This window comes from Nocardia sp. SSK8, assembly GCF_037034205.1.
Classification (GTDB): domain Bacteria; phylum Actinomycetota; class Actinomycetes; order Mycobacteriales; family Mycobacteriaceae; genus Nocardia.
In genome coordinates this window covers 1-23,531 of record NZ_JBAGKD010000003.1, presented here as the reverse complement: position 1 = coordinate 23,531, position 23,531 = coordinate 1, and the positions used below count along the sequence as shown (strand labels likewise).

22 protein-coding genes are annotated in these 23,531 nt (G+C 70.5%); 14 read left to right on the top strand and 8 right to left on the bottom strand.

Annotated features, from left to right (window positions below; translation table 11 throughout):
• Positions 1-63 precede the first annotated feature (63 nt).
• The 6 genes from WA675_RS06830 to WA675_RS06805 all read left to right on the top strand — a co-directional run bounded on the left by WA675_RS06830 (position 64) and on the right by WA675_RS06805 (position 6,058).
• Entirely contained in the window at positions 64-1,017 is a 954-nt protein-coding gene (locus tag WA675_RS06830) for a GHMP family kinase ATP-binding protein (RefSeq protein ID WP_336082898.1), read from the top strand.
• Positions 1,014-1,808 (top strand): ABC transporter ATP-binding protein, encoded by a 795-nt coding sequence (locus WA675_RS06825; RefSeq protein WP_336082896.1) that lies wholly within the window; start codon positions 1,014-1,016, stop codon positions 1,806-1,808. Before WA675_RS06830 ends, WA675_RS06825 begins: the two co-directional genes overlap by 4 nt.
• Positions 1,805-2,884: a FecCD family ABC transporter permease gene (locus WA675_RS06820; RefSeq protein ID WP_336082895.1), complete on the top strand. Its 1,080-nt coding sequence runs from the start codon at positions 1,805-1,807 to the stop codon at positions 2,882-2,884. Before WA675_RS06825 ends, WA675_RS06820 begins: the two co-directional genes overlap by 4 nt.
• A gap of 26 nt (positions 2,885-2,910) precedes the next feature.
• Entirely contained in the window at positions 2,911-3,888 is a 978-nt protein-coding gene (locus tag WA675_RS06815; protein ID WP_336082893.1) for an ABC transporter substrate-binding protein, read from the top strand.
• Complete coding sequence (locus tag WA675_RS06810; protein WP_336082891.1) at positions 3,885-4,433, top strand: GNAT family N-acetyltransferase; 549 nt, start codon at positions 3,885-3,887, stop codon at positions 4,431-4,433. The genes WA675_RS06815 and WA675_RS06810 overlap by 4 nt, the downstream gene beginning before the upstream one ends.
• 89 nt (positions 4,434-4,522) lie before the next feature.
• Positions 4,523-6,058, top strand: coding sequence for an AIM24 family protein (locus WA675_RS06805; RefSeq protein WP_336082890.1), 1,536 nt, complete (start codon positions 4,523-4,525; stop codon positions 6,056-6,058).
• A 56-nt stretch (positions 6,059-6,114) separates the two neighbouring features.
• Here the strand turns inward: WA675_RS06805 and WA675_RS06800 are convergent, their stop codons facing one another.
• Positions 6,115-7,401, bottom strand: a complete 1,287-nt coding sequence (locus WA675_RS06800) for a hypothetical protein (RefSeq protein ID WP_336082888.1) — start codon at positions 7,399-7,401, stop codon at positions 6,115-6,117.
• A gap of 378 nt (positions 7,402-7,779) precedes the next feature.
• On the opposite strand from WA675_RS06800, the gene WA675_RS06795 reads away from it, so the two are divergent.
• The 3 genes from WA675_RS06795 (at position 7,780) to WA675_RS06785 (ending at position 10,273) form a co-directional block, all read left to right on the top strand.
• Complete coding sequence (locus WA675_RS06795) at positions 7,780-8,337, top strand: hypothetical protein (protein WP_336082886.1); 558 nt, start codon at positions 7,780-7,782, stop codon at positions 8,335-8,337.
• A 110-nt stretch (positions 8,338-8,447) separates the two neighbouring features.
• Positions 8,448-9,593, top strand: coding sequence for an acyl-CoA dehydrogenase family protein (locus WA675_RS06790; protein ID WP_336082884.1), 1,146 nt, complete (start codon positions 8,448-8,450; stop codon positions 9,591-9,593).
• A 155-nt stretch (positions 9,594-9,748) separates the two neighbouring features.
• The gene (locus WA675_RS06785) at positions 9,749-10,273 is read left to right on the top strand and encodes a DUF4254 domain-containing protein (protein ID WP_336082883.1); all 525 of its coding nucleotides are present in this window, start codon (positions 9,749-9,751) and stop codon (positions 10,271-10,273) included.
• Between the two features lie 197 nt (positions 10,274-10,470).
• Here the strand turns inward: WA675_RS06785 and WA675_RS06780 are convergent, their stop codons facing one another.
• Complete coding sequence (locus WA675_RS06780) at positions 10,471-11,031, bottom strand: Rv3235 family protein (protein ID WP_336082881.1); 561 nt, start codon at positions 11,029-11,031, stop codon at positions 10,471-10,473.
• A gap of 192 nt (positions 11,032-11,223) precedes the next feature.
• Positions 11,224-12,066 (bottom strand): DUF72 domain-containing protein, encoded by an 843-nt coding sequence (locus WA675_RS06775; protein ID WP_336082879.1) that lies wholly within the window; start codon positions 12,064-12,066, stop codon positions 11,224-11,226.
• Between the two features lie 104 nt (positions 12,067-12,170).
• Between WA675_RS06775 and WA675_RS06770 the strand changes: the two genes are divergently transcribed.
• The 4 genes from WA675_RS06770 to WA675_RS06755 all read left to right on the top strand — a co-directional run bounded on the left by WA675_RS06770 (position 12,171) and on the right by WA675_RS06755 (position 16,146).
• On the top strand, positions 12,171-13,394 hold the full coding sequence (locus WA675_RS06770) for an MFS transporter (protein WP_336082877.1): 1,224 nt from the start codon (positions 12,171-12,173) through the stop codon (positions 13,392-13,394).
• 19 nt (positions 13,395-13,413) lie between these two features.
• Positions 13,414-13,608: a hypothetical protein gene (locus tag WA675_RS06765; RefSeq protein WP_336082875.1), complete on the top strand. Its 195-nt coding sequence runs from the start codon at positions 13,414-13,416 to the stop codon at positions 13,606-13,608.
• 82 nt (positions 13,609-13,690) lie between these two features.
• Positions 13,691-14,875: a L,D-transpeptidase gene (locus WA675_RS06760; protein WP_442945579.1), complete on the top strand. Its 1,185-nt coding sequence runs from the start codon at positions 13,691-13,693 to the stop codon at positions 14,873-14,875.
• Positions 14,872-16,146, top strand: coding sequence for an LCP family protein (locus WA675_RS06755; RefSeq protein ID WP_336082872.1), 1,275 nt, complete (start codon positions 14,872-14,874; stop codon positions 16,144-16,146). The genes WA675_RS06760 and WA675_RS06755 overlap by 4 nt, the downstream gene beginning before the upstream one ends.
• A 37-nt stretch (positions 16,147-16,183) precedes the next feature.
• Here the strand turns inward: WA675_RS06755 and fadD32 are convergent, their stop codons facing one another.
• Together fadD32 and WA675_RS06745 are read right to left on the bottom strand one after the other, a co-directional pair.
• Positions 16,184-18,064, bottom strand: coding sequence for a long-chain-fatty-acid--AMP ligase FadD32 (gene fadD32, locus WA675_RS06750; RefSeq protein ID WP_442945578.1), 1,881 nt, complete (start codon positions 18,062-18,064; stop codon positions 16,184-16,186).
• Between the two features lie 2 nt (positions 18,065-18,066).
• Positions 18,067-19,314, bottom strand: a complete 1,248-nt coding sequence (locus WA675_RS06745; protein ID WP_442945577.1) for a KasA/KasB family beta-ketoacyl-ACP synthase — start codon at positions 19,312-19,314, stop codon at positions 18,067-18,069.
• A gap of 202 nt (positions 19,315-19,516) precedes the next feature.
• Between WA675_RS06745 and WA675_RS06740 the strand changes: the two genes are divergently transcribed.
• Entirely contained in the window at positions 19,517-20,509 is a 993-nt protein-coding gene (locus WA675_RS06740; protein WP_336082866.1) for an acyl-ACP desaturase, read from the top strand.
• A gap of 4 nt (positions 20,510-20,513) precedes the next feature.
• On the opposite strand, the gene WA675_RS06735 is transcribed toward WA675_RS06740, so the two are convergent.
• From WA675_RS06735 to WA675_RS06725, 3 genes are all read right to left on the bottom strand, one after another.
• On the bottom strand, positions 20,514-21,794 hold the full coding sequence (locus WA675_RS06735) for a sensor domain-containing diguanylate cyclase (RefSeq protein WP_336082864.1): 1,281 nt from the start codon (positions 21,792-21,794) through the stop codon (positions 20,514-20,516).
• 38 nt (positions 21,795-21,832) lie between these two features.
• Positions 21,833-22,642, bottom strand: coding sequence for an SAM-dependent methyltransferase (locus tag WA675_RS06730; RefSeq protein WP_336082862.1), 810 nt, complete (start codon positions 22,640-22,642; stop codon positions 21,833-21,835).
• 93 nt (positions 22,643-22,735) lie between these two features.
• Positions 22,736-23,320: a YdcF family protein gene (locus WA675_RS06725; protein ID WP_336082860.1), complete on the bottom strand. Its 585-nt coding sequence runs from the start codon at positions 23,318-23,320 to the stop codon at positions 22,736-22,738.
• Between the last annotated feature and the right edge of the window lie 211 nt (positions 23,321-23,531).

The following is a 23,531-nucleotide window of genomic DNA, read 5'->3' as shown; positions in this document are numbered from 1 at the left end:
CGCCGACCGGCGGGGTGCCGCGGTGGCGATCCGGTGTACCGCCGCCGAGGGGCCGGTCGCGCGATGACAGTGATTCACCCACCGCGCACCGGGACCGGACGGGCGGTCGGTAGTTGCGGTGAGCTGCTACAGGGCATTACCGAGCACGACCGGCACTTTCTCGTGACACTGCCCATCCGGGGCGGGTCGATCGCCGTGTTCGAGCCGGGGCCAGAGCCGGTCAGCGTCGCCCCGCCGCACAAGTCCAAGGCCCTCCTGCTGGCGAACGCGATGGTCGCTCGTTCTCGTGTCCTGCGCGGTGGACGGCTGACCCTGCGCAGCGATCTGCCCGAGGGCAAGGGGCTGGCCAGTTCCACCGCCGATCTGGTCGCCACGGCCCGCGCGGTGGCCGACGCCGAACGCAGGCCGCTGCCGGTAGCCGAGATCGAAGCCGATCTGCGCGTGATCGAGCCGTCCGACGGCGTGATGTATCCGGGCACGGTCGCGTACTGCCACCGCGAGGTGCGGCTACTCGCCCGGCTGGGGACTCTGCCCGCGCTCACCATCGTCACCGGCGACGAAGGCGGGCTGGTCGACACGGTCGAATTCAACCGCAGCGAACCGTGTTTCAGCCCCGGGACCAAGCACGAATACAGTGCGCTGCTGGCCGAGTTGAGTACCGCCGTCGCCTGCGGTGACCTCGCCACCGTCGGTGCCGTATCGACCCGCAGCGCGACGTTGTGCACACGGACGCGGCCGCACCTCGAGGCCACGATCGCGGCGACGCGCGCGCTGGGTGGTCTCGGCGTGGTGGTGGCCCACAGCGGGACCACGACCGGCATCCTGCTCGCCGAGGACGACCCGCACTACCGCGCGAAACTCGCCGGAGCCCAGGAGATCTGCGCCGAGTTCGCCTGCGCGACCGGCATCCAGCACTCGTGGCGACCGCTGTCGCGCCCCACCTCGCGCCCGCATCCCGTCGACCACACCACCCAACCGGCGCACCCCGCCGTCCTCCCCGGGAGTACTCCGCCATGATCACCGTCGACCAGCTCCGTTTCTCCTACGACGGCCGGATCACCCTCGACGACATCACCTTTCACACCGAGCGCGGCGAGACCGTCGGGCTGATCGGGCCCAACGGCTCGGGCAAATCGACGCTGCTGCGCCTGATGTACCGCGCGCTGCGGCCCGCGGGCGGGTCGGTGGTCATCGATGACACGCCGGTGGACACGCTGCGCGGCCGCGACCTGGCCGCCCGGCTGGCCGTGGTCGCCCAGGAATCCCCGCCCGACACCCCGGTGACCGTGGCCGAGACCGTGCTGCTCGGCCGCTCGCCGTGGGTCGGCGCGTTCCAGGGATATTCGCGTGCGGACCGGATCGCCGCCGCGGCCGCCCTCGAACGCGTCGGCGCGCGTGGCCTCGCCGATCGCGCCTACGCCACTCTCTCCGGCGGCGAACGTCAGCGCGTCCTCATCGCCCGTGCACTGGCCCAGCAGGCCGACCACCTGCTGCTCGACGAACCCACCAACCACCTCGATATCCGCTACCAGCACGAATTGCTCGGCCTGGTCCGCGAATTGGCCACCACCACGACCATCGTCGTGCTGCACGAGCTCAATCTCGCCGCGCGCTACTGCGACCGGCTGGTGCTGCTCGACGGCGGGCGCATCGCCGCGGCGGGACCGGTCGATGAGGTCCTCACCCCGGAGATCCTCGAACCCGTCTACGGCATCACCGTGCGCCGGACCAGCGCGTTCGGCGCCGTCCAGCTCCTGTTCGGCCCCGCCGCCGACGACGAAGCCCAGCGAAAGGCCCCCGCCCGATGACCACGACGCTGCTCGACGACCCCGGCGTCGACGACCTCGATCACGACCGCCGCCGCGGCCGCACCCGCTGGTGGATCGGCGGGCTCACCGCCGCCCTCGCGCTCGCCATCGTCGTCGCGGCCGGGCTCGGACCGGTGACCGTCCCGCCGATGACGGTGCTGCGGATCATCGGCCTGCACACCTTCGGCACCCCGGACACCGCCGACTGGACCACCGCCCAGGACTCCATCGTCTGGCTGGTGCGCGTCCCCCGCGTGCTGCTCGGCGCGCTGGTCGGGGCCGCGCTCGCGGTGAGCGGCACGGTGCTGCAGACCGTGGTGCGCAATGTGCTGGCCGACCCGCACATTCTCGGCGTCACCTCGGGGGCCTCCACCGGGGCCGCGGTGTATCTGCTGTTCGGTGTCACCGCGGCCACCACCACCGCGGCCCTGGCGGCCAGCGCCTTCGCCGGGGCCCTGCTCGCGACCGTGCTGCTGTTCCTGATCGCCCGGCTGAACGGGCAGCTCACCGCCCTGCGGCTGCTGCTGGGTGGGGTGACCATCGGCTATATCTTCGCCGCGGCCACCAGCTTCCTGGTGTTCGCCTCGGACCGGCCCGAAGCCGCCCGCACGGTGCTGTTCTGGCTGCTCGGCTCGCTCGCCTCGGCCGGGTGGCCGTCGGTGGCGACCACGGCGGCCGTGGTCGCGGCGGCCACCCTCGCGGTGCTGCTCATGGCGCCCCGGCTGGACGCGCTGGCCGCCGGTGAGGACACCGCGCGCACCCTCGGCGTCGCCCCGCAGCGGGTGCGGCTGTGGGCCCTGCTGATCGTGGCGCTGGCGGTGGGCGCCGTGGTGGCCGTCGCGGGTGCCATCGGTTTTGTCGGGCTGATCGTGCCGCACGTCGCGCGGCTGTGCGTCGGCGGCACACACCGGCATCTGCTGGTGGTCAGCGCGCTGATCGGGGCGCTGTTCCTGGTGATCGCCGATGTGGCCGCGCGCACCGTGTTCGCCCCGCGCGAGCTGCCGCTTGGCATCGTCACGGCCGCCGTCGGCGCGCCCCTGCTGCTGGTCCTCATCCGCAGGCTGCGCGCCTCCTGAATTTTCCACTCCCCGAAAGGAACACCATGAACACCCGCTCGACCCCGCTGCGCCGCACGGCGATTCCCGTGCTCGCCCTGCTCACCAGCGCGGTGATCGCCGGATGCGGCACGCCAGCACCGGCCACCACCGCCACCGCGCCCGGCTTCCCCCTGACGATCTCGAGCTGCGGCCGCGATGTCACCTTCACCAGTCCGCCGCAGCGGGTCGTCACGGTCGGTTCGATCGCCGCGCCGCTCATCGCCGCCGCGGGCGCCGCCGACCACATCGTCACCCGGACCTTCGAGGCCGCCTCGTTCCCCGGCCAGTACGGCACGGACCTCGATGGCATCGAGATCACCGCGCCCACCGCCGAACTCGCGCGCGAGGAGATCATCAACCGGTCACCCGATCTGGTGGTGAGTGTCGAGGGTCTGTCGGTGACGCCCGAGGACCTGGCCGCGGTGAACATCCCGCTGATCGTCACCCGCGGCTACTGCCGCGACGCCAAGGGCTCCCTGGACGACATCCTCGCCGACATCACTCTCTACGGAAAGCTGTTCGGCACCTCGGCCGCCGCCGACGCCGAGGTCGCCGCGCTGCGCCAGCGGGTGAACGCCGTCACCGAACGGCACCGGAACGACCAGACCCGCACCAAGGCCGCGGCGCTGATCATCTCCCGCGACGGCGCCCAGCTCAAGGCCTACGGCACCCAGAGCACTGTCGACGAGCAGATGCGCATTCTCGGGCTGGACAACGTCTACGGCGATGTCACCAAGCGCAATTTCGAGATCGGCACCGAGACCCTGCTCGACCGCGATCCGGAGGTGATCATCCTGCTCACCCAGGGCGATCAGACGCCCGAGTCGGTGCGCGCGGCCCTGCGCCAGCGCGCGGAGCTGGCCGGGGTGAGCGCCCTGCGCACGGACCGGATCATCGTGGCGCCCTTCGGGTACACGGGTCCGGGACCGGTCGCGGTGGAGGGGCTGGAAGTGCTCGATCGCGAACTGGGCGCGCTGCGATGACGGCCGTCGCCACCGGGTACCGGGTCCGGCCCGCGCGGGCGGCGGATCTGGCGGGTGCGCGCAGCGTCATGCTCGACACCTTCTATCAGGTCTTCGGCATCGGCTACCTGCCCGAATACCACCAGGACGTGATCGATCCGGACAGCGCCTACCTGCGGCATCCGCGTAATCGGCTGTGGGTGGCCGAATACGACGGCGCCGTCGTGGGCACCACCGCGATCCGCGCGCAGGGGCCCGCGCATCCGCCGCACCCGGCCGAGCTCTCCGCGCGCTACCCCGACGACACCACCGCCCAGCTGTTCCGGGTCTACATCCGGCCCGAACATCAGCGCCACGGCCTGGCCACCCGGCTGGTCGAGGCCGCGGTGGCGCACGTGCGCGAGACCCCCGCGTTCGACCGGCTCTACCTGCACACCGACGCGCGCACCCCCGGTGCGCTGGAGTTCTGGCTCACCTTCGGCCACATCGTGCACGACGCCCGCGGCCCGCACAGCGGCTTCCAGACGGTGCATCTGGAGATTCCGCTGGACCGGCCGGGCGGCTGACGCTGGCGCGGTCGCGGCACACACGGCACTATCGAGGTCGTGGAAGACTTCCGAATCGGACAAACCACCCGTTCGCGGGGTGTGGTGTCGTGACCGCGCTGGCACGTGGGGAGAACCGGCCCGCGCCCGGTGATCAGCTGACCGTCACCGTGGCCAGTTCGGCCTCGGTCGATGTCTCGGCCCTGCTGCTCACCGAGGCCGGGAAGGTGCGCTCGGACGCGGACTTCGTGTTCTTCAACCAGCCCGCCGGGCCGGGCGTGCTCTACCGGCACGGCAACGGCGGTCCCGACGTGGTGCAGGTCCAGACCTCGGCGCTGCCCGCCGAGATCGACCGTGTGGTGGTCACCGCCAGCCTCGACGGCCGCGGCCCCACCACCTTCGCTGGGGTCGGCCAGCTGACCGCCACCATCGGATCCCCCTCGGACACACTGACATTCCCGATCGCCGGACTCACCTCCGAGAGCGGTGTGGTGTGCGTGGAGATCTACCGGCGCGGTGGCGGCTGGAAGGTCCGCGCCATCGGCCAGGGCTACGACGACGGCCTCGCGGGCATCGCCTCCGCCTTCGGCGTCAACCTCGACGACGACCCCGCTCCGGCGCCTCCTGCCGGTGCCGCGCCGACCGTCGCCTATCCACCCGCGGGCAGTCCCCCTCCCGGATACCCCGCTCCCCCGGCAGGCGCGCCCGGGCCGTTCGCGCCCACGCCACCGGGCGGCGCGTCCACGCCTCCCGGGCAGTTCGCACCGCCTGCTCATCCCGGCGGCGGTTCCGGGCCTGGCCATCTCGCCCCGCCGCCCGGCCAGTACCCGCCGCCCTATCCAGGTGGCCCGTCCAGCGCGCCCGCACCCGGTGCCGGTCAGCCCCACCCTTCGTACGCCTCTCAGCAAGGAGCCCAGCCCGTGCACAGCGACCTGTTCGATCCCTCGCATGCCGAGGTCAACGGCTTCGGTATCCAGAAGCAGGGCGGCAAGATGGTCAAGGTCGGGCTCAACGGGGAGGTGATGGCCCGGGCCGGGTCGATGGTCGCCTACCAGGGTGAGCTGCAGTTCCAGGCCCTGGGCTCCGGCGGGATCGGGCGGGCCATCCGCCAGCACCTGACCGGCGAGGGGGTGCCGTTGATGAAGGTCAGCGGGCGCGGCGATCTGTTCCTGGCCAACAGCGCCGCCGACGTGCACCTCATCGATCTCGACGGCACCGACGGCCTCACCATCAACGGCGCCAACGTCCTCGCCTTCGACCCGACCCTGCAGTACAACATCGGCCGCGTGCAGGGCGCGGCGAGCTACGCCTCCAACGCGGGCCTGTTCAATTGCGTATTCACCGGCCGCGGCCGCATCGCCATCACCACCCACGGCTCCCCGGTGGTCCTCACCGTCGACCAGGCCACCTACGCCGACCCCAATGCCGCCGTCGCCTGGTCGTCAAGCCTGCAGACCGGCATCAAACGCAACGATTCCTTCGGCCTGGGCCGCCTGATGGGCCGCAGCACCGGCGAGGCCAGCACTCTGTCCTTCAGCGGCCGCGGGTTCGTCATCGTGCAGCCCTCCGAGCTCCCCCCGGGCGGCTTCATCGGCGGCACCGGCGGCGGCCAGCAGGCAGGCCACAGCGGCGGCCTGTTCGGCTGACGAACAAGTCCGGCGGCACACCCTCGGGTGCGCCGCCGGACCATGTCGATCGGGATCTAGGAGCCCGCGCGTTCCTTGCGGGCCTGGCGACGGGCCTCACGCATGGCGTTGAGCTCCTGTTCGAGGCTCTCGGCGATGCGGAACTGGCCGGTGTCGTAGACATTGACCGGCTCGATGGCCTCGTAGCCGAAGTTGGCTTCGGCGAAGGCCTTTTCGACGCGGGCCTCGATATCGGAGATGGTGCTCTTGCGGGCGGCGGGGGCCGCGTCGGCGGGCTTGGTCGCCTCGGTGGGCTCGGCGGGCTTCGGCGCGGGCTCGGGCGCGGCGGCGGGCACCGTGGACTTCTTGGTGGCCTTGTCCGAGGCCGACGGCTTGCCGATGCCGAAGCGCTTGCGCTTCTCGGCGGGGCGGCCGTTGCTCACCGGCTCGCTCGGGGTCCACGCGGGTTCCCGGGTGACGGGCACCGTGGGCGCGGTGACCGACGGGGCCTCGGCGAGCGCGGAGCCGGGGACCGGCGGCTGATAGGTCAGGCGCACATTGTCGACGGGCTGACGGTTGAGCAGGCTCTCGGCCGGATCGGGCATGTCCCGGATCTGGCTGGTCGCACGGGTGATGGCCAGGCCGTAGCGCGCGCTGGCCGCGTCGTGGATGAGCAGCGCGACACCGATCATCACCGGCGCCACCGCGTGCACCGCGGCGTCGTACCAGCGCCCGTCGCGCACATAGGGATAGGTGTTGAGGGTGACCGTGAGGCCCAGCAGCGCGAGCTCGGCGAGCGCCACCTGACGGCGATTGTCGATCACGCCCCACTCGGCGACCTTGTTGGTGCCGACCATGATGATGATCAGACACACGCTGATCATCGCCTCGAGCAGGTAGCTGAACCAGAACAGCGGATCGCTGGGCCCACCGGGCGCGATGTTCTGCTGGACGTTCACCGCCGACCACAACATGCCAGCGCCGACGACACCCGCCAGCGCCTTGAGCGACCACGACCGATGCCGGTACAGCGAAGCCAGCTTCGCGTGCGGGCTCGATTCGCGCCGCTGGGAGGCCATCGCCTTTCTGGCGAGCAGCAGATCTCGCATGTCGGCCTTCTCGATTGCTTCGGTGGTCTGTCGGGCCCGGTCGGAAGCCTGTGCCATCGCCTGGGTGTGCTTCCAGCGCTGTTCGCGATCCTGTTCGCGGATGCGTTCGGCGAGTTCACGCTCGGCGCGCAGCTCGTCCTCGGAGAGCGCGTCGGTCAGCGCCGGATCGAATTGATAGGCGAGGCGTCCGCGCGCGCGTTCCACGCGCTGGGCGAGCTGGGTGACGTCGTCCTCGAGCGGAGTCTCGATGGTCATGCCACACCACCGCCCCGGCGTCGCGAAGGCAGGCAGGTGACCACACGTGTGAACGGCACACGCCATTCTTAGTCCATCCACCCTCGAGCGCGAAACCGATGCTCGGACACCGCTCCCCAGACACGGCGCGCCGCGCGCGACACGCGCAAAGGAACCTGCGGATTTCCCGGGCTGCGAAGATAATCGCCGCCCCTGCCCCGGACAGGAGTTTCCGGCGGTTCGGTGCCCGACTGTTGCCGAACGCCGTTCGTGTCCCGCGACGGCCGGGCGTGTCGGTTCGCCGCGCGACGCGGCCGCGCGCGCAATAGGGTGGGCCGAAACGGGAGGCCGCCGAAGGGGTTCGGGGCCATCCGCGAGATCGATTCCGAGGGTGGAGAATTGACCGAGTACACCGAGCCGGACCGCGCCGTCGCCGACCGGCTCGAGCCATGGATCGCGCGCCTGGGCGCCGACCGCAAGGCCTACCAGCACCACGTCTCGCGCGTGCTGCGCTTCGCCGATCTACTCTTCGCCCGCACCGGCGCGGCCGGACCGCCGCCGAGCAGCCGCGAGGAGTTCGTCACCGCGGCCACCTTCCACGACCTGGGCATCTGGGCCGCGGGCACCTTCGACTACCTCGAACCGTCCTGCGCGCTGGCCGGGGACTGGCTGATCACGCACGGCCGCGAGGACCTCTCCGAACTCGTCTGCCGGATGATCCGCGACCACCACCGGATCCGCCCGGCGGGCCGCGCAGCCGACCCGGTGGAGTTGTTCCGGCGCGCCGACCTGATCGACGTCTCCTGCGGCGCGCGGCGCTTCGGCCTGCCGTTCGCGGCCTACGCGGGCGTGCTGCGCCGGTACCCGGACAGCGGCTTCCATCTCAAACTCGCGGAGCTCACCCTGCGCCGCGCGCTCATCCATCCGCTCTCGCCGCTACCGATGATCCGCTGGTGAAAGGCTATTTCTCCGATATTATTGTCACACCGCCAATACTGGTGCACACTGGTAGCCGTAACCACCGGTCACATCTGGACCGGTGCTGTGCCGAGCCGTAAGGAGACTCGATGGCCGCCAATCGTTCCAGCTGGATGAACGAGGACCTGGACGCCCTGCGCGACCTCGCCCGCGCTTTCATGGCCAAGGAACTCGTGCCGAACATCGACAAGTACCGCGAGCAGCACCACGTGGACCGCGACCTGTGGAACAAGGCCGGCGAAGTGGGCCTGCTGTGTCTGTCGATCCCGGAGGAGTACGGCGGCGGTGGCGGCACCTTCGCCCACGAGGCCGTGCTCATGGAGGAGCAGGCCCGCGCGGTGGACACCTCGTGGGGCGTCAGCCTGCACAACGGCATCGTCGCGCACTACCTGCTCGCCTACGGCACCGAGGAGCAGAAGAAGCAGTGGCTGCCCAAGATGGCCAGCGGTGAGGTCGTCGGCGCCATCGCCATGACCGAGCCCGGCACCGGCTCGGACCTGCAGGCCGTCAAGGCCAAGGCCATCCGCGACGGTGACGAGTACGTCATCAACGGCTCCAAGACCTTCATCACCAACGGCGCGCAGGCCGACCTGATCATCCTGGTCGCCAAGACCGACCCCACCCAGGGCGCCGCCGGTGTCTCGCTGGTGCTGGTCGAGGCCGACCGCGCCGGGTTCCGCCGCGGCCGCGTGCTGGACAAGATCGGCCAGAAGGGCCAGGACACCTCCGAGCTGTTCTTCGAGGACGTGCGCGTCCCGGTGACCAACCTACTCGGCACCCAGGAGGGTCAGGGCTTCATCCAGCTCATGCAGCAGCTGCCGCAGGAGCGCCTGATCGTGTCCATGGGCGCGGTCGCGGGCATGGAGGTCGCGCTGGACCACACCCTGCGCTACACCAAGGAGCGCGAGGCCTTCGGCCGTCCGGTCTTCGGCTTCCAGAACACCAAGTTCAAGCTGGCCGAGGTCGCCACCGAGGCCCGCATCGCCCGGGTGTTCATCGACGACTGCGTCGAGAAGCACATCCGCGGTGAACTCGACATCCCCACCGTAGCCATGGCCAAGTGGTGGACCACCGACCGCGCCATGCAGATCGCCGACACCTGCCTGCAGCTCTTCGGTGGCTACGGCTACATGAACGAGTACCCGATCGCGCGCATGTGGGTCGACAACCGCGTCCAGCTGATCTACGCGGGCACCAACGAGATCATGAAGGAGATCATCGCGCGCAGCCTGTAGGTTCGCCGCCCCCGATGACCTCGACCGGCCGCGCACAGCACCTGTGCGCGGCCGGTTTTCGCTGCTGAGCGGTTCTTTCGTGACCTATCCGGATTCCGTGCCGGGACGAATGTCTCTCGACAGCGTGCGGAGCGGACGAGGACGGGTGCGAGCAGGTGGAGACCGACAGCGGCGGCACAGCCGAGGGGCCGGAACGGGATCCGGCGCTCCCCGCCCGGGCCCGGATGATGCGGGCGGTCTGCGGGGTCGCCGGTGACGGTGACCCGGTGCTGTGCGCGGCCCACGAACTGGCCGCCCTGCACGAACGCCGCGAACAGCTCGCCCCCGGCGACACCCGCGAGATCGACGGCGAGCGTGCGCGTCTGGTGTGCGAGATCGACCGCTGGGTGGTCATCCGCTCTCCCCGCCCCGCGCTCACCGCCCCCATGCACACCGAGAGCATCGGCGCCGTGATCGACCGCATGGCACACTTCGCCGCCCTCACCTACCGCGCCCTGGCCTGCGGCGCCGAATCCGAACTGCGCGCCGCCCAGCAGCGCCTGCACGAACTCGCCTGCGGCTACGACGATCTCATCGCCGAGGTGGCCACCGGCACCCGCAGGCTCCCCGACGGTCCCGAGGCCGAACCGCCGGAAAGCGATGGCGCGCAACCAAGCCGGAACCGGCCACGCACCGAATAACAGGTGGTGCGCGGCCCGAGACCGGCCACGGAAACGCGCACCACTCTCCACCGCCGCGCTGGGGTGCGACACCCCACCCTCCCCCAGGTCCGGCGCGGCGCCCGGTCCCCGCTGTTCGGGCGGCGGGGATCGTCCGGGGGGTCATCCGCGAAACCCGGCCCCGCCCCGCGTCTTCCGGCGCGACGGGGCCGCCGCCCTCAGTACAGCCGCACCGCCACCAGCCGCCAGCCACCGGGCGTCGACTCGATCCGCCCCGCCAGCGCGAGCGTGCGCTCCCCCCGCTGATACGAGGCGAACACCTCCGCACCCGCCGCCTCCATCGACGTCAACCGCACCTTGGTCAATGTCGCGGTCCCGAGCGACCGCCCCGGCGCGAGCCCGCGCCGCAGAATCGTCTCGACCGCGGACTGCACCCGTGGATGAGCCACCGCCCGCAACTGCGCGGGCGTCCGCCGCCGATCGACCACCTCGAGCAACAACCGCAGCACCTGCCCAGCGAAATGCTCAGCGCCCGCAGCGAATCCAGCAGTGAGCCGCTCGTCGCCGTGCTCGCCCACTTCACACCTGGCGCCGGGCAACTCGGTACCGCCACGCTCGCCCGCAGTACGATCGACGCCGGAATCACCCGCGACACCACCGATGACGGGCCTCTCGCCCTGGCGGCATGCCCGCTGCACCGCGATCCGGACGCCGAGCGGCGCACTCGCACGCCGGGCATGCGAAGCGCGGGTAATCATCTGTGCCGCAGAACTGTTCACCCCCGGACGATCGCCGCCCGAATGCAGGAGCCGCGGTTCACAGTGCGGCGCGTACGACAACGACAGTGGATCCGTAGACATGGCTCGTCCCCTCGACTCGGCCCACCCACTCCCCAGTAGTGGCGCACAGCATGCCACGGGGGTACGACAGGTGTCCGCGGAATCAGCGCAGGTCACCTCCCGGTGTCCGGCTCAGAACAGGGTCATGGGTTCGGTCGGCGCGGGCACGGGCTGGGCGGGGAGCTCCGGGAGTTCGGCGCGGACCTCGTCGTGGAAGCGGCGGGCCAGGTCGCGGGCGGAGGCGTTGTCGGGGGTGTGCACGAAGACCGTCGGCGAGCGGCCCTCGCGCAACCACGCCACCACCGTCTCGACCCACGGCCGCCAGCCCGCCACGGTCCGCTCGGTGTCGGCGCGGCCGTGATAGCGGACGATCGGGTACTCGGTGAGGGCACGCGTCCGGCGCGGCACCCGCGGCTTCTTGGCCCGCGCCTCGTACTCCGACGGGTCACCGGGCGGGCCGTCGAACAGCACGGTGGTGTCGAAGGGCACCCATTCGGCCCCGATCCGGCCGAGCACCCGCTCGAGCTGCACCGCGGCCCGTTCCTCGGTGAAGAAGGCCGGATGACGCACCTCCACCGCACATCGCAGCCCGGCGGGCAGCTCCCGCTGGAACCGCGCCAGCGCACCCAGATCGGTCGGACCGAACGAGGCGGGCAGCTGAATCCACAGGGCGTGCACGCGTGAGCCGAGCGGCGCCATCACGTCGAGGAACGCGGCCAGCTCGCCGCCCGCCTCGACCAGCCTGCGCTCATGGGTGACCGCGCGCGGCGGCTTGAGCACGAAACGGAAATCCGGCGCGGTCTGGCGGGCCCAGGACTCCACGGTCGAGGCCGAGGGCGTCGCGTAGAAGGTGGTGTTGCCTTCCACCGCGCCGCAATACCCGGCGTAGGCGCGCAACCGCTCCCCCGGCGCGGGCAGCCGCTCCTGCCATTGCGGATGGGTCCACATGGCACATCCCATCCGCAGCTCACGCACAGGCCGACGGTAGTACAGCGAACCTCCCCGCCTAAAATGAGACCGGTTGCCACCATTTCGCCCCGTACGCGTTCCCCGGTGCGCGCACGACGGAAAGGGCTGTGATGGCGATTCTCACCGGTGAGCGGTCGACCGCTGCCCCCAGCACGCGCACCCGCTCCTGGCTGGCCGTTTCCGCCGCGATGGTGGCGATCGCGTGGGGCGGCAACGAGTTCACCCCGCTGCTGGTGATGTACAAGGCGCACGGCCTGCCGCTCACCGCGGTCGACCTGCTGCTGTTCTATTACGTCCTCGGCATCGTGCCCGCCCTGCTCATCGGCGGCCCGCTCTCGGACCGCTTCGGCCGCCGCCCGCTCATGCTGCCCGCCCCGCTCGTCGCCGCCGCCGGTTCGCTGCTGCTCGCGGCGGGCGCGGACTCGGTACCGATGCTGGCGGCCGGACGGATGCTGTGCGGTGTCGCGCTGGGCCTGGCCATGGCCGTCGGCGGGAGCTGGCTCAAGGAGCTGTCCCAGCCGCCCTACGCCGACGCGGCCGCCGGTGTCGGTGCCCGCCGCTCGGCCATGAGCCTGACCGCGGGCTTCGCGCTCGGCGCTGGCGTGGCAGGCACCCTCGCCCAGTGGGGCCCGCTGCCGGATTCGACCGCCTACCTGGTGAACGCGGCCCTGTGCGTGGCGGCCACGGTCTGGCTGGCCCGCTCCCCGGAAACGGTGACCCGCCCGGCCGCCCCGGCCCGGCTGCTCGACGACCTGAAGATCCCCGCCGCCGGTCACCGCCGGTTCCTGCGGGTCGCGGTGCCGGTGGCGCTGTGGCTGTTCACCGCCAATGCCACCGCCTACGCGGTGCTCCCGACGCTCATGCTGCCGCGTGTGCAGCAGGCACCGATCGCCTTCTCCGCCCTGGTCACCATGGTCACCCTGGGCTGCGGTTTCACCATCCAGTCCGTCGCCCGCCGGATCGACCGGCCCGGCACCGCCCGCGCGGCGGTGGTCGCGCTGGTCCTGCTCACCCTCGGCATGGGCCTGGCCGCGTGGACGGCCGCGACCCTGAGCATCGGGATCACCCTGCTCACCGCGGTGGTGCTCGGCAGCGGCTACGGCATCGGCCTGGTGGCGGGCCTGCAGCAGATCGAGCGCATCGCCGGTCCCGGCGACCTGGCCGGGCTCAACGCCGTCTTCTACTCGGTGAGCTACCTGGGCTTCGGCGTGCCCGCCGTGCTCTCGGCCCTGCACGGCGGCTTCGGCTTCGGCTACCCGGTCATGTACCTGGTCACCGCGCTCATCGCGGCGAGCTGCCTCGCCCTGGTCGCGGCCAACTACCGCGAGCGGTGACCGTGCGACCATGCAGGGCATGGAGATCGATCGGGTCGAGACCCTGCGGCGCTGGACGGATTCCGGCGCGATCTGGCGGGTGCTGAGCCGCCGCGGCGACACGGTGACCATCGGCCTGTTCGAATGCACCGGCGGTCAGGAGGCCGACCGCTTCACCTCCGACGACCCCGCCCTGCTGCGATTTCTCGGCGAACGCACCAGCAGCGAAGACTGATCCGCGCCGTCCACCGCGCTACGCTGGTCGGGGTCGTGCGACGGGCAGGAGGTGACACGGAGTGGACCGACGGCAATTCGGGATGGGCCTGGTCGCCGCGCTCGCCGTGGCCGCCACCGCCTGCGACGCGACGGGCACCGACGACACCGTGACCACCACCGAGCCCGAGCCCGCCATCACCATCGTCCCCGCCGCCGACGCCACCGCCGTCGACCCGCTGGGCCCGGTCCGGGTGAGCACCAACGCGGGCACCCTCACCGAGGTCACCATGACCAACGAGGTGGGCCGCGCCGTCGAGGGCATCTTCACCCCCGACCGGACCGCCTGGAAACCCGCCGAGCCGCTCGGTTACGGCCACACCTACACCATCGAGGCCTCGGCGCTCACCGTCACCGGCCGGGTCGGGCCGATCACCTCGACCTTCGCCACCCTCGCCCCGAACAACCAGACGAAGGTCTACTTCCGCACCACCGGCGGCACCGCCCTGGCCCCCACCGGGGAGTTCGGGGTCGGCACGGTGGTCGTCGCGCACTTCGACGAGGACGTCCCCGACCGCGCCATCGCCGAACAGACCCTCTCGGTCCGCACCGAACCCCAGGTCACCGGCGCCTGGTACTGGCTCGACGACCGCAACGCCCACTGGCGGCCGCGGAACTACTACGCCCCGGGCACGAAGGTCACCCTGGCCGCCGACATCTACGGCAAGGATCTCGGCGGCGGCCTCTACGGCCAGGAGGACACCGAGACCAGCTTCACCATCGGCCCCTCGCACGTCTCGATCGCCGACGACAACGACAAGCAGGTCCGCGTCTACGAGAACGGCACGCTGATCAGGACCATGCCCACCTCGATGGGCCGGGGCGGCAGCGAGGAGATCGCGGGCAAGACCATCACCTTCTGGACCCAGCCCGGCGTCTACACCGTGATGGACAAGGCCAACCCGGTGATCATGGACTCCTCCACCTACGGCCTGCCGGTCAACTCCCGGCTCGGCTACAAGGAGAGCATCGGCTGGGCCACCCGGATCAGCACCGACGGCATCTACCTGCACCAGCTCGACGACACCGTCTGGGCGCAGGGCAATACCAATGTCTCGCACGGCTGCCTGAATCTCAGCGGCGAGAACGCGCGATGGTTCTACGACTTCTCCCGGCCCGGTGACGTGGTGGAGATCCGCAATACCGGCGGCGCACCGCTCGAGGTGTGGCAGAACGGCGACTGGAGTGTGCCGTGGGAGCAGTGGCAAGCGGGTAGTGCGCTGCGGTGACCCGCGACCAGGGCGCGCCGCCGAGCCGGGACCCGTCCCGGAGCGGACCACGGCGCGTCGGCAGGCCGGTGGTCACCGCGCCCCGCCCGCGCTGGGTCCGGCGGCTGGGGCTGGCCTGCCTGATCGTGCTGCGGCTGTGCGCGGCGGTCCTGGCCCTGGCCGTGCTGACCGGCACCGGCATGGCCTGGTCGGCCAAGAACGAGGTCGAATCCGGCTTCACTCACTCCACCGCGCTGGGCCAGGACGCGCCCCGCTCCCGTGGCGGCGCGGTGAACATCCTGCTGATCGGGCTGGACACCCGCAAGGACCTCGACGGCGACGACCTGCCCCCGGAGATCCTCGAGGCCCTGCACGCCGGTGACGGAACCCAGGGCGGCTACAACGCCAATTCGCTGATCCTGCTGCATATTCCGGCCGACCGTGACCGGGTGGTCGCCTTCTCCATCCCCCGCGACAACTACGTGCGCGTCACCGACATCCCCGGCTACCAGCAGATCAAGATCAAAGAGGCCTACGGCCTGAAAAAGGCCGCCGTGCACGCGAATCTGCTGGCGCAGGGCGAAACCGATCCGGTGGTGCTCGAGCGCCGCGGCCGGGAGGCGGGCCGGGCCTCCGTCGTCGCGACCGTGCGCGATCTGGTCGGGGTGCCGATCGACCGTTTCGCCGAGATCTCGCTGGCAGGCTTCTACGATCTGGCCACCGCGATCGGCGGCGTGGACGTGTGCCTGAACAATCCCGTCGACGACAGCGAGTACTCCGGCGCCGTCTTCCCCGCCGGGCCACAGCATCTCGACGGCGCCCAGGCCCTGGCCTTCGTGCGCCAGCGCCACGGCCTGTTCCACGGCGACCTGGACCGCACCCACCGGCAGCAGGCGTTCCTCACCGCCGTGGCGGCCTCGCTGCGCGAGTCGGGCACCCTCACCGACCTGAGCAAGCTGGCCGCCCTGATCACCGCGGCGCACCGCGACCTGGTGCTCTCGGACGGCTGGAATCTGTTCGACTTCGTCCGCGAGCTCGGCGCCGCCGGAACCCTGCCGGTCGAGTTCCGCACCCTGCCGGTGCTGCGCTACGAAACCATCGACGGCCAGGACGTGAACATCATCGACCCCGCCGCGATCCGGCACGAGGTCCGCACCGCCTTCGGTCTGGAAACCCCCACCGCCGACGCGGCGACCACCGCACCGCCCGAACCGTCCCCGACCTTGCGGCTTCCCGACGCGGGCGAGCCGATCACCACCGTCCCCGGCGACAGCGTCCCCTGCGTCGACTGAGGTCCGGCCACCGGAATCCCCGGTGGCCGAACCGTTCTCAGTCCTCCGGCGCGTCCGGGTAGGCGTCCTGGCGGTACCCACCGCGCAGCGTGCCGTCCACATACGCCGCCTTGCAGGCCCGCCGGGCGATCTTCCCGCTGGACGTGCGCGGAATCGACCCCGCGGGCACCAGCAACAGATCCCGCACCATCACGCCGTGCCTGCGCGCGATGGCCGCCCGGACCGCGTCCACGATCGGCCCCGGCTCGAGTTTCGCCGCGCCCGTGCCGCGTTCGGCCACCACCACCAGCGCCTCGGCCATCTCGTCGGCGTCCGGCCCCTCGGCCCGCACCGGCGCGGGCAGCTCCCGGTTCCGCACCGAGAAGGCCGCGATGAAGCCGGGCCGCAGCGCGGTACCGGCCTCCTGGGCGGAGTACTCGAGATCCTGCGGGTAGTGATTGCGCCCGTCGACGATCACCAGGTCCTTCACCCGGCCGGTGATGAACAGCTCGCCGTCGTGGTAGGCGCCGAAATCGCCGGTGCGCATCCACCGCGCGTCGTCGGGGGCGCCCTCGGCCCGGCTGCCGACCGGATTGCGCCGGGCCACCCGGTTGTGGAAGGTCTCGGCGGTCTCGGCCGCGCGCCCCCAGTACCCGATGCCCATATTGTCGCCGTGCAGCCAGATCTCGCCGACCTCGCCGTCGCGGCGCTCGATCCCGGTCTCCGGATCCACGATGACCGCCCACTGCGAGCGCGCCACATACCCGCACGACACCTGCGCCACCGCCTGCGGCGCGTGCTCGTCGACTTCGATCATCCGGCCCTCGTTGAGCTGCCCGCGATCCACGTAGACCACCCGCGCCTCGTCGTCGCGCCGGGTCGCCGAGACGAACAGCGTCGCCTCGGCCATGCCGTAGCAGGGCTTGATCGCGGTCTTGGACAGCCCGTACGGCGCGAACACCTCGTTGAACTTGCGCATCGAGGCCACCGACACCGGCTCGCTGCCGTTGATCAAGCCGATCACATTGGACAGATCCAACGTCTCCGCGTCCTTGGGCAGCCCGCGCACCGCCGCGTGCTCGAACGCGAAGTTCGGTGCCGCCGAATAGATCTCGGCACCATCGGACTGCGCGGCCAGCTCCTTGATCCACCGCGCGGGCCGCCGCACGAACGCGCTCGGCGACATGATGGTGATGAACTTGCCGCCGATGGTCGGCAGGATCACCGTGAGCAGCCCCATGTCGTGGAACAGCGGCAGCCAGGTGACCCCGCGCGCGTTCTCGGTGATGCCGATGGCATCGATCATCTGCAGCAGATTGGTGCCCACCGACCGGTGGGTGATCTCCACCCCGGCCGGGACCCGCGTCGATCCCGAGGTGTACTGCAGATACGCGACGCTGTCGATATTGATGTCGGGCCTGCGCCAGCTCTGCCCGACAGTGTCGGGAATCGCCTCCACCGCGATGATCCTCGGCCGTCGCGCGGCGGGCAGTTCCCGGAAGAACTTGCGCACCCCGGCGGCCGCGCTGCCGACGGTGAGCACCGCGGCGGGCGCGCAGTCGCCCAGCACCGCGTGCAGCCGGTCGCTGTGGCCCTGCTCCTCCGGATCGAACAGCGGCACCGCCACATTGCCCGCGTACACCGCCGCGAACAGCGCCACCACATAGTCCAGGCCCTGCGGCGCCAGCACCGCCACCCGGTCACCGGGCTCGGTCACCTGCTGCAGCCGCGCCGCGACCGCCCGCAGCCGGACGCCGAATTCCCGCCAGGTCAGTTCCTGGTATTCCCCCTCGCGTTCGCGCGAATAGTCGATGAAGCGGTAGGCCAGATCATCGCCGTTGGCCTCACTGTGCTTGTCGACGAAGTCGATCAGGGTCTGGTCACCGGGAATCCGGATATTGCCCTGCGCGTCCACATAGTCGTCGAATGTCTCGCCGATCATCAGTACCGCCCGAAGGCGATCGCCACATTGTGCCCGCCGAATCCGAAGGAGTTGTTCACCGCGTAGTCGACCCGGCCCGCCCTGGCCTGGCCGCGCACCACGTCGAGGTCGATCTCGGGGTCCTGGTTCTCCAGGTTCAGCGTGGGCGGAACGATGCTGTCGCGCACGCTGAGCACGGTGATCACCGCTTCCAGCGCACCGACCGCGCCGATCGAATGTCCCAGCGCGGATTTGGGCGCGTACACCGAGGCGTGCGCACCGATCGCCTTGCCGATGGCGTTGGCCTCGGCGGTGTCGCCGATGGGCGTGGCGGTGGCGTGGGCGTTGATGTGGGTGATGTCCTGCTTGGACAGCCCGCCGGTCTGGATCGCCCGCGTCATCGCCCTGGCCGCGCCGGTGCCATCGGGATCCGGTGCGACGAGGTGGAATCCGTCGGAGGTGACCCCCGCGCCGAGCAGCCGCGCGTGGATGGTCGCGCCGCGCGCCTTCGCGTGCTCCTCGGTCTCGATCACCATCATCGCGCCCGCCTCGCCGAAGACGAACCCGTCCCGGTCGCGATCGAAGGGCCGCGAGGCGGCCTTGGGGTCGTCGTTGCGGGTACTCATGGCGCGCATCTGGGTGAACGCCGCGATCGGCACCGCCTGGATGGACCCCTCGACACCGCCGGTGACCACCATGTCGGCGTCCCCCATCACGATCATCCGCCACGCGTTGGCGATCGCCTCCGACCCCGAGGAACAGGCCGACACCGGCGTGGAAACCCCCGCCCGCGCGCCCAATTCGAGCCCGACGCACGCCGCCGGACCGTTGGGCATGATCGCCTGCACGGTGTGCGGGGAGACCTTGCGGTATCCGCCGTTGCCGAGCTTGTCGCGCGCGTAGATCAGCGACTCGGCGCCGCCGAGCCCGGTGCCCACCGAGACGCCGAGCCGGTCGCGGTCCACCTCGGGACTGCCCGCGTTGCGCCAGACCTCGCGACCGAGGACCACCGCCATCTGCTCGACATAGGACAGCCTGCGGGTCTCCTCGCGGGTCAGCGAGGCGGCCGGAGAAACCTTGAGGTGACCACCGATCCGTACCGGCAGGTCGAAATCGTCGATGAAGGAATCCTCGAGGACGTCGATGCCGCTTTCGCCGTTGAGCAGACCTTTCCAGGTCGAGTCGACGTCGCCCGCGATCGACGTGGTCGCCGCCAGGCTCGTGACCACGATGTCCGTCATAATTTTTCGCTCACTCTCTCTAGCTATGCCACGACTGATCGGGAACCGCTGATGGAGCTGAACTGGTGGAGCGTATATGCACTCGGCGCGACGCGCCCAAATTCAGAAACAATGCCCTCCGCACCGTGTCGTTCGGAGGCACGCGGCGCCGGGTCTACGCTCGGCGACGACGGACAACTTTACCGGACCAACGCAACTCATACTTTTCACTGCACGGAAAGGCGCGAGCGTGGCCAGGAACCTCACCCAACTGGAACTGCTGATCGAGCTGGAAGGCGTTGCGGCCGACAATGTCGACCGTCATCTGTCGATGGCCAAGGACTGGCACCCACACGATTACGTGCCGTGGGACGAGGGCCGTAATTTCGCGGCCATGGGCGGAACCGATTGGGAACCAGGACAATCCCGGCTCAGCGAAGTCGCGAAAGCCGCGATGATCACCAATTTGCTCACCGAGGACAACCTGCCCTCCTATCACCGCGAGATCGCCGAGAACTTCTCGCAGGACGGGGCCTGGGGAACCTGGGTGGGCCGGTGGACCGCCGAGGAGAACCGGCACGGGATCGTCATCCGTGACTATCTGGTCGTCACCCGCGGCGTCGATCCGGTCGCGCTCGAACAGGCCAGGATGATCCACATGACCAACGGCTATTCGGCCATGGCCGTGGTCGACGCCAAGCGCCCCGGCTTCGACATCCAGGTCTCCTCCGGCGCGGGTTTCCTGTTCTCGGTGGCCTACGTGACCTTCCAGGAGCTGGCCACCAGGGTCAGCCACCGCAATACCGGCCGCGTCTGCGACGACCCGATCGCCGACCGCATGCTCGCCCGCATCGCCGCCGACGAGAACCTGCACATGATCTTCTACCGCAACCTCTGCGGCGCCGCGCTTGACCTGGCACCCGACCAGACCATCGAGGCGATCAACACCATCGTGCAGGGCTTCCAGATGCCGGGCGCTGGCATGCCGGGCTGGCGCCGCAATGGCGTACTGATGGCCAAGCACGGCATCTACGATCTGCGCCAGCACCTCGAGGAAGTGCTGTGGCCGGTGCTGCGCAAGTGGAACATCTTCGAGCGCACCGATTTCGGGCCGCGCGGCGAACAGTGCCGCGAAGACCTCGCCGCCTTCCTCGACCGCCTCGGTGCCGATGTGCTGCGCTTCGAGGAGCAGCGGGATCGCTCGCTGGCGCGGGCCGCGCGGCGGGAACGTCAGCCGATCTGACCGGTCAGCGGGCCGGATCGCGCCGCGCGTCGTTCTTGTTGCGGTACATCGCCGAATCGGCGGTGTGCACGAGATCGTCGACGGCATAGGGCAGTTCGTCGAAGTAGGCGACACCGATGCTCACCCCGACCGCGAGTACGTGCCCGTCCACCTCCAGCGGACGGGTGAGCTCGGCGAGCAGTTCGTCGGCCAGCATCGCCACTTGTGCTTCGCCCGCGCAGTTTTCGACAAGAACGAGGAACTCGTCACCGCCGATCCGGGCGGGCATCGCGTCGTGCGTGGCCACCGTCTCGCGCATCCGGTCGGCGACCACCCGCAGCACCCGGTCCCCGATCCGGTGGCCCCACAGGTCGTTGATCTCCTTGAAGCCGTCCAGGTCCAGGTAGCAGACACCGATCGGCGACGCCGCATCGGCCAGCCGGGTGAACAGGTGCGCGCGGTTGGGCAGGCCGGTGAGCGCGTCGTGGTTGGCCTCGCGCCAGAGCCGGTCGGCGAGCAGCTTGCGCTGGGTGACGTCGACGGCCACCCCGATCAGGAACTCGATGCCGTTGTCCGCGTCGCGCACCGCCGACATCGACAGGTCGATATAGGTGATCCGCCCGTCCGGATGCCGGTGCTCGGTCTCGGTGCGGAAACTCTCGGACTCCCCCGCCACCATCCGCTGCAATTCCTGGAACGCCTGATTGAGATTCTGCGGTCCGAGAATGTCGGCGACCGTGCGCCCCGGCATCGTCTCCGGGGTCTGCCCGAGCATCGTCGCCAGAGTGGCGTTGCAGTTGACCACGTGCCCGGTCATGTCGACGGTGCCGATGCCGACCAGCGCGCCGTCGAACACCGCCTCGAACCGCGCCTCCGACAGCGCCCTGCGATGCTCAGCCTCGCGCGCGGCAGCGAGGACCGCGGCCAGCGTGGCCTCCTGCTCGCCGAGCGACGCCGAGCGCAGCGCCGCGGTGAAACCGGCCGCGAAATCGGCGGCCAGCTCGATCGCGCGGTCGCGGATCAGCGGCAGCGCCGGGTCGGTCGGTCCGTCGGCGGCCGCGTCGACCAGGTCCTGGCACAGCACCCGCACGGTGCGGCTCACCGCCGCGGAGTCGCGATAGTTGGCCGCGACCAGCATGCGCGCCGAGCGGCGGGCGATATCGGGATCCTCGCCGCCCCTGGCCGCCTCGATCAGGCCGGTACACAGGGTGGCGAGCATGTCCTCGATCTGCGAGCGGTTCAGCGTGGGAGCGACGACGCCGTCGAGGGCGTCAGCCCATCGCTGCGCCAGCTCCCACGACCCCACTGCTCATCCACCCTGTCATCCTCCGCCTGCGCGGCGGTTCATCCCTTGCGCGCGACCCCACCGAGGCCCAAGGACCGGCCCGGCTTCTCGTGCTGGTCCCGCTCCGACTCCGGCCGCCACAGCGGCAGTTCGACCACGCCGGGCGACACCAGGTCCCAACCCTGAAACATCTCGACGATCGCGGCCTTGGGCCGGAACTGGATCCCGACCTTGGTCTCGTTCGCCGAGTGCTCCCCCAGCTTACCGGCGTCCTCGGGCCGCAGCTCGGAGGTGAGATGTGAAATGGCTATGAAACTACCCGGCGCGACAGCCGCCCGCAACGCGGCCACCTTGCCCGCCGGATCGTCGCTGTCCTGCACCAGGTGCAGCACCGCGATCAGCAGCAGGCCAAGCGGTTCGTCGAAGTCGATCAGCCCGGTCGCGCGGACCGCGGCGATGAGCTCGTCGGACTTGCGCAGATCGGCTTCCAGCGCACCCGCGTTCGCGCGGCCGTGCAGGATGGTCCGCGAGTGCACCACCGCGACCGGGTCGATGTCGACATAGAGCACCCGCGCCCGCGGATCGAGCTCGTGCACGATCTCGTGCACATTGCCCGCGGTGGGGATGCCGGAGCCGATGTCGAGGAACTGGCGGATGCCCGCGTCGAGCATGAACCGCACCGCCCGGCGCAGGAAGGCCCGATTGCTCAGGGCCAGGCGCGGCAGGTCGGGGACGAGCTGGGTGCCCATCTCGGCCGCCATCCGGTCGACGGCGAAGTTGTGCGAGCCTCCGAGCAGCGCGTCGTACATCCGAGCGGGGCTCGGCTGCTGCATGTCGACGCCCTCCGGCGCCCACGACGGCCTGTCCATCCCTGTTCCCCTGTCTCTCGCCCGGCCTCACCGCACCCACGGCGACGCCAGAGGCATCGTAGACGGCGCCACCGACATCGGCGCCCCCTCGGCTCAGCTACCGGAACCGTACGGCCGCGCCCACAGCGGCGCGACATCCGGCGTCATCGTGGCGACCACCGGAACGCCCGCGGCGAGGAAGTTGTCCAGCGCCCGGCGCATGTGATCGGCGGAGGTGATCAGCACGGCCTTGTCCAGGCCGAGCGCCGCCATGATCCGCGCCGAGAACTCCGCGTTCTGCACCGTTGATCCCGCCTCGGTCTCGGCATGGATCCGGTCGCGGGTCACCCCGCGCACGTTCAGCCAATCCGCCATCACCTGCGCCTCGGTGACCCCGTTGCGCGGATTGCCACCGGTGACGATCACCGGCGAGGCCGGCGACATGTACGCCTGGATCAGCGCCGCGTGCAGCCGGTTGCCGAGCTCGGCGCGCATGGACCCGTCCGGCTGCAGACCGTAGCCCAGGACGACGATGGCGGTCTTCGGGCCGTAGGTGTCGGGTAGGTCGATACCGGCCACTCCCGCAACGGAATTCGCGGCACCGATCACCCCGTAGGTGAGCCCCTGGGAGACCTCCTCGGCGATCCCGGCCAGCGGATCCGGCGCAGGCTCGGCGTGCGCGGGCGCTGCGGTGGCCACGGCCCCGATCAGGGCGGCGGGCAGAACGAGAGCGGCAGCGCCGCGACGAAGAAACTGGTGAGCGAACAGCCAATCCACGGTGACCTCCCGAAGCTACGTCGCATCATGGTGACCGACGCCGGGCCGTCGCGTGGAGGTTTCTGAAATATTGACGGTTCGGACTGTGCGTGACCGGAGGATCAACGCAAAAGGCCCTCCAACCGAAGTTGGA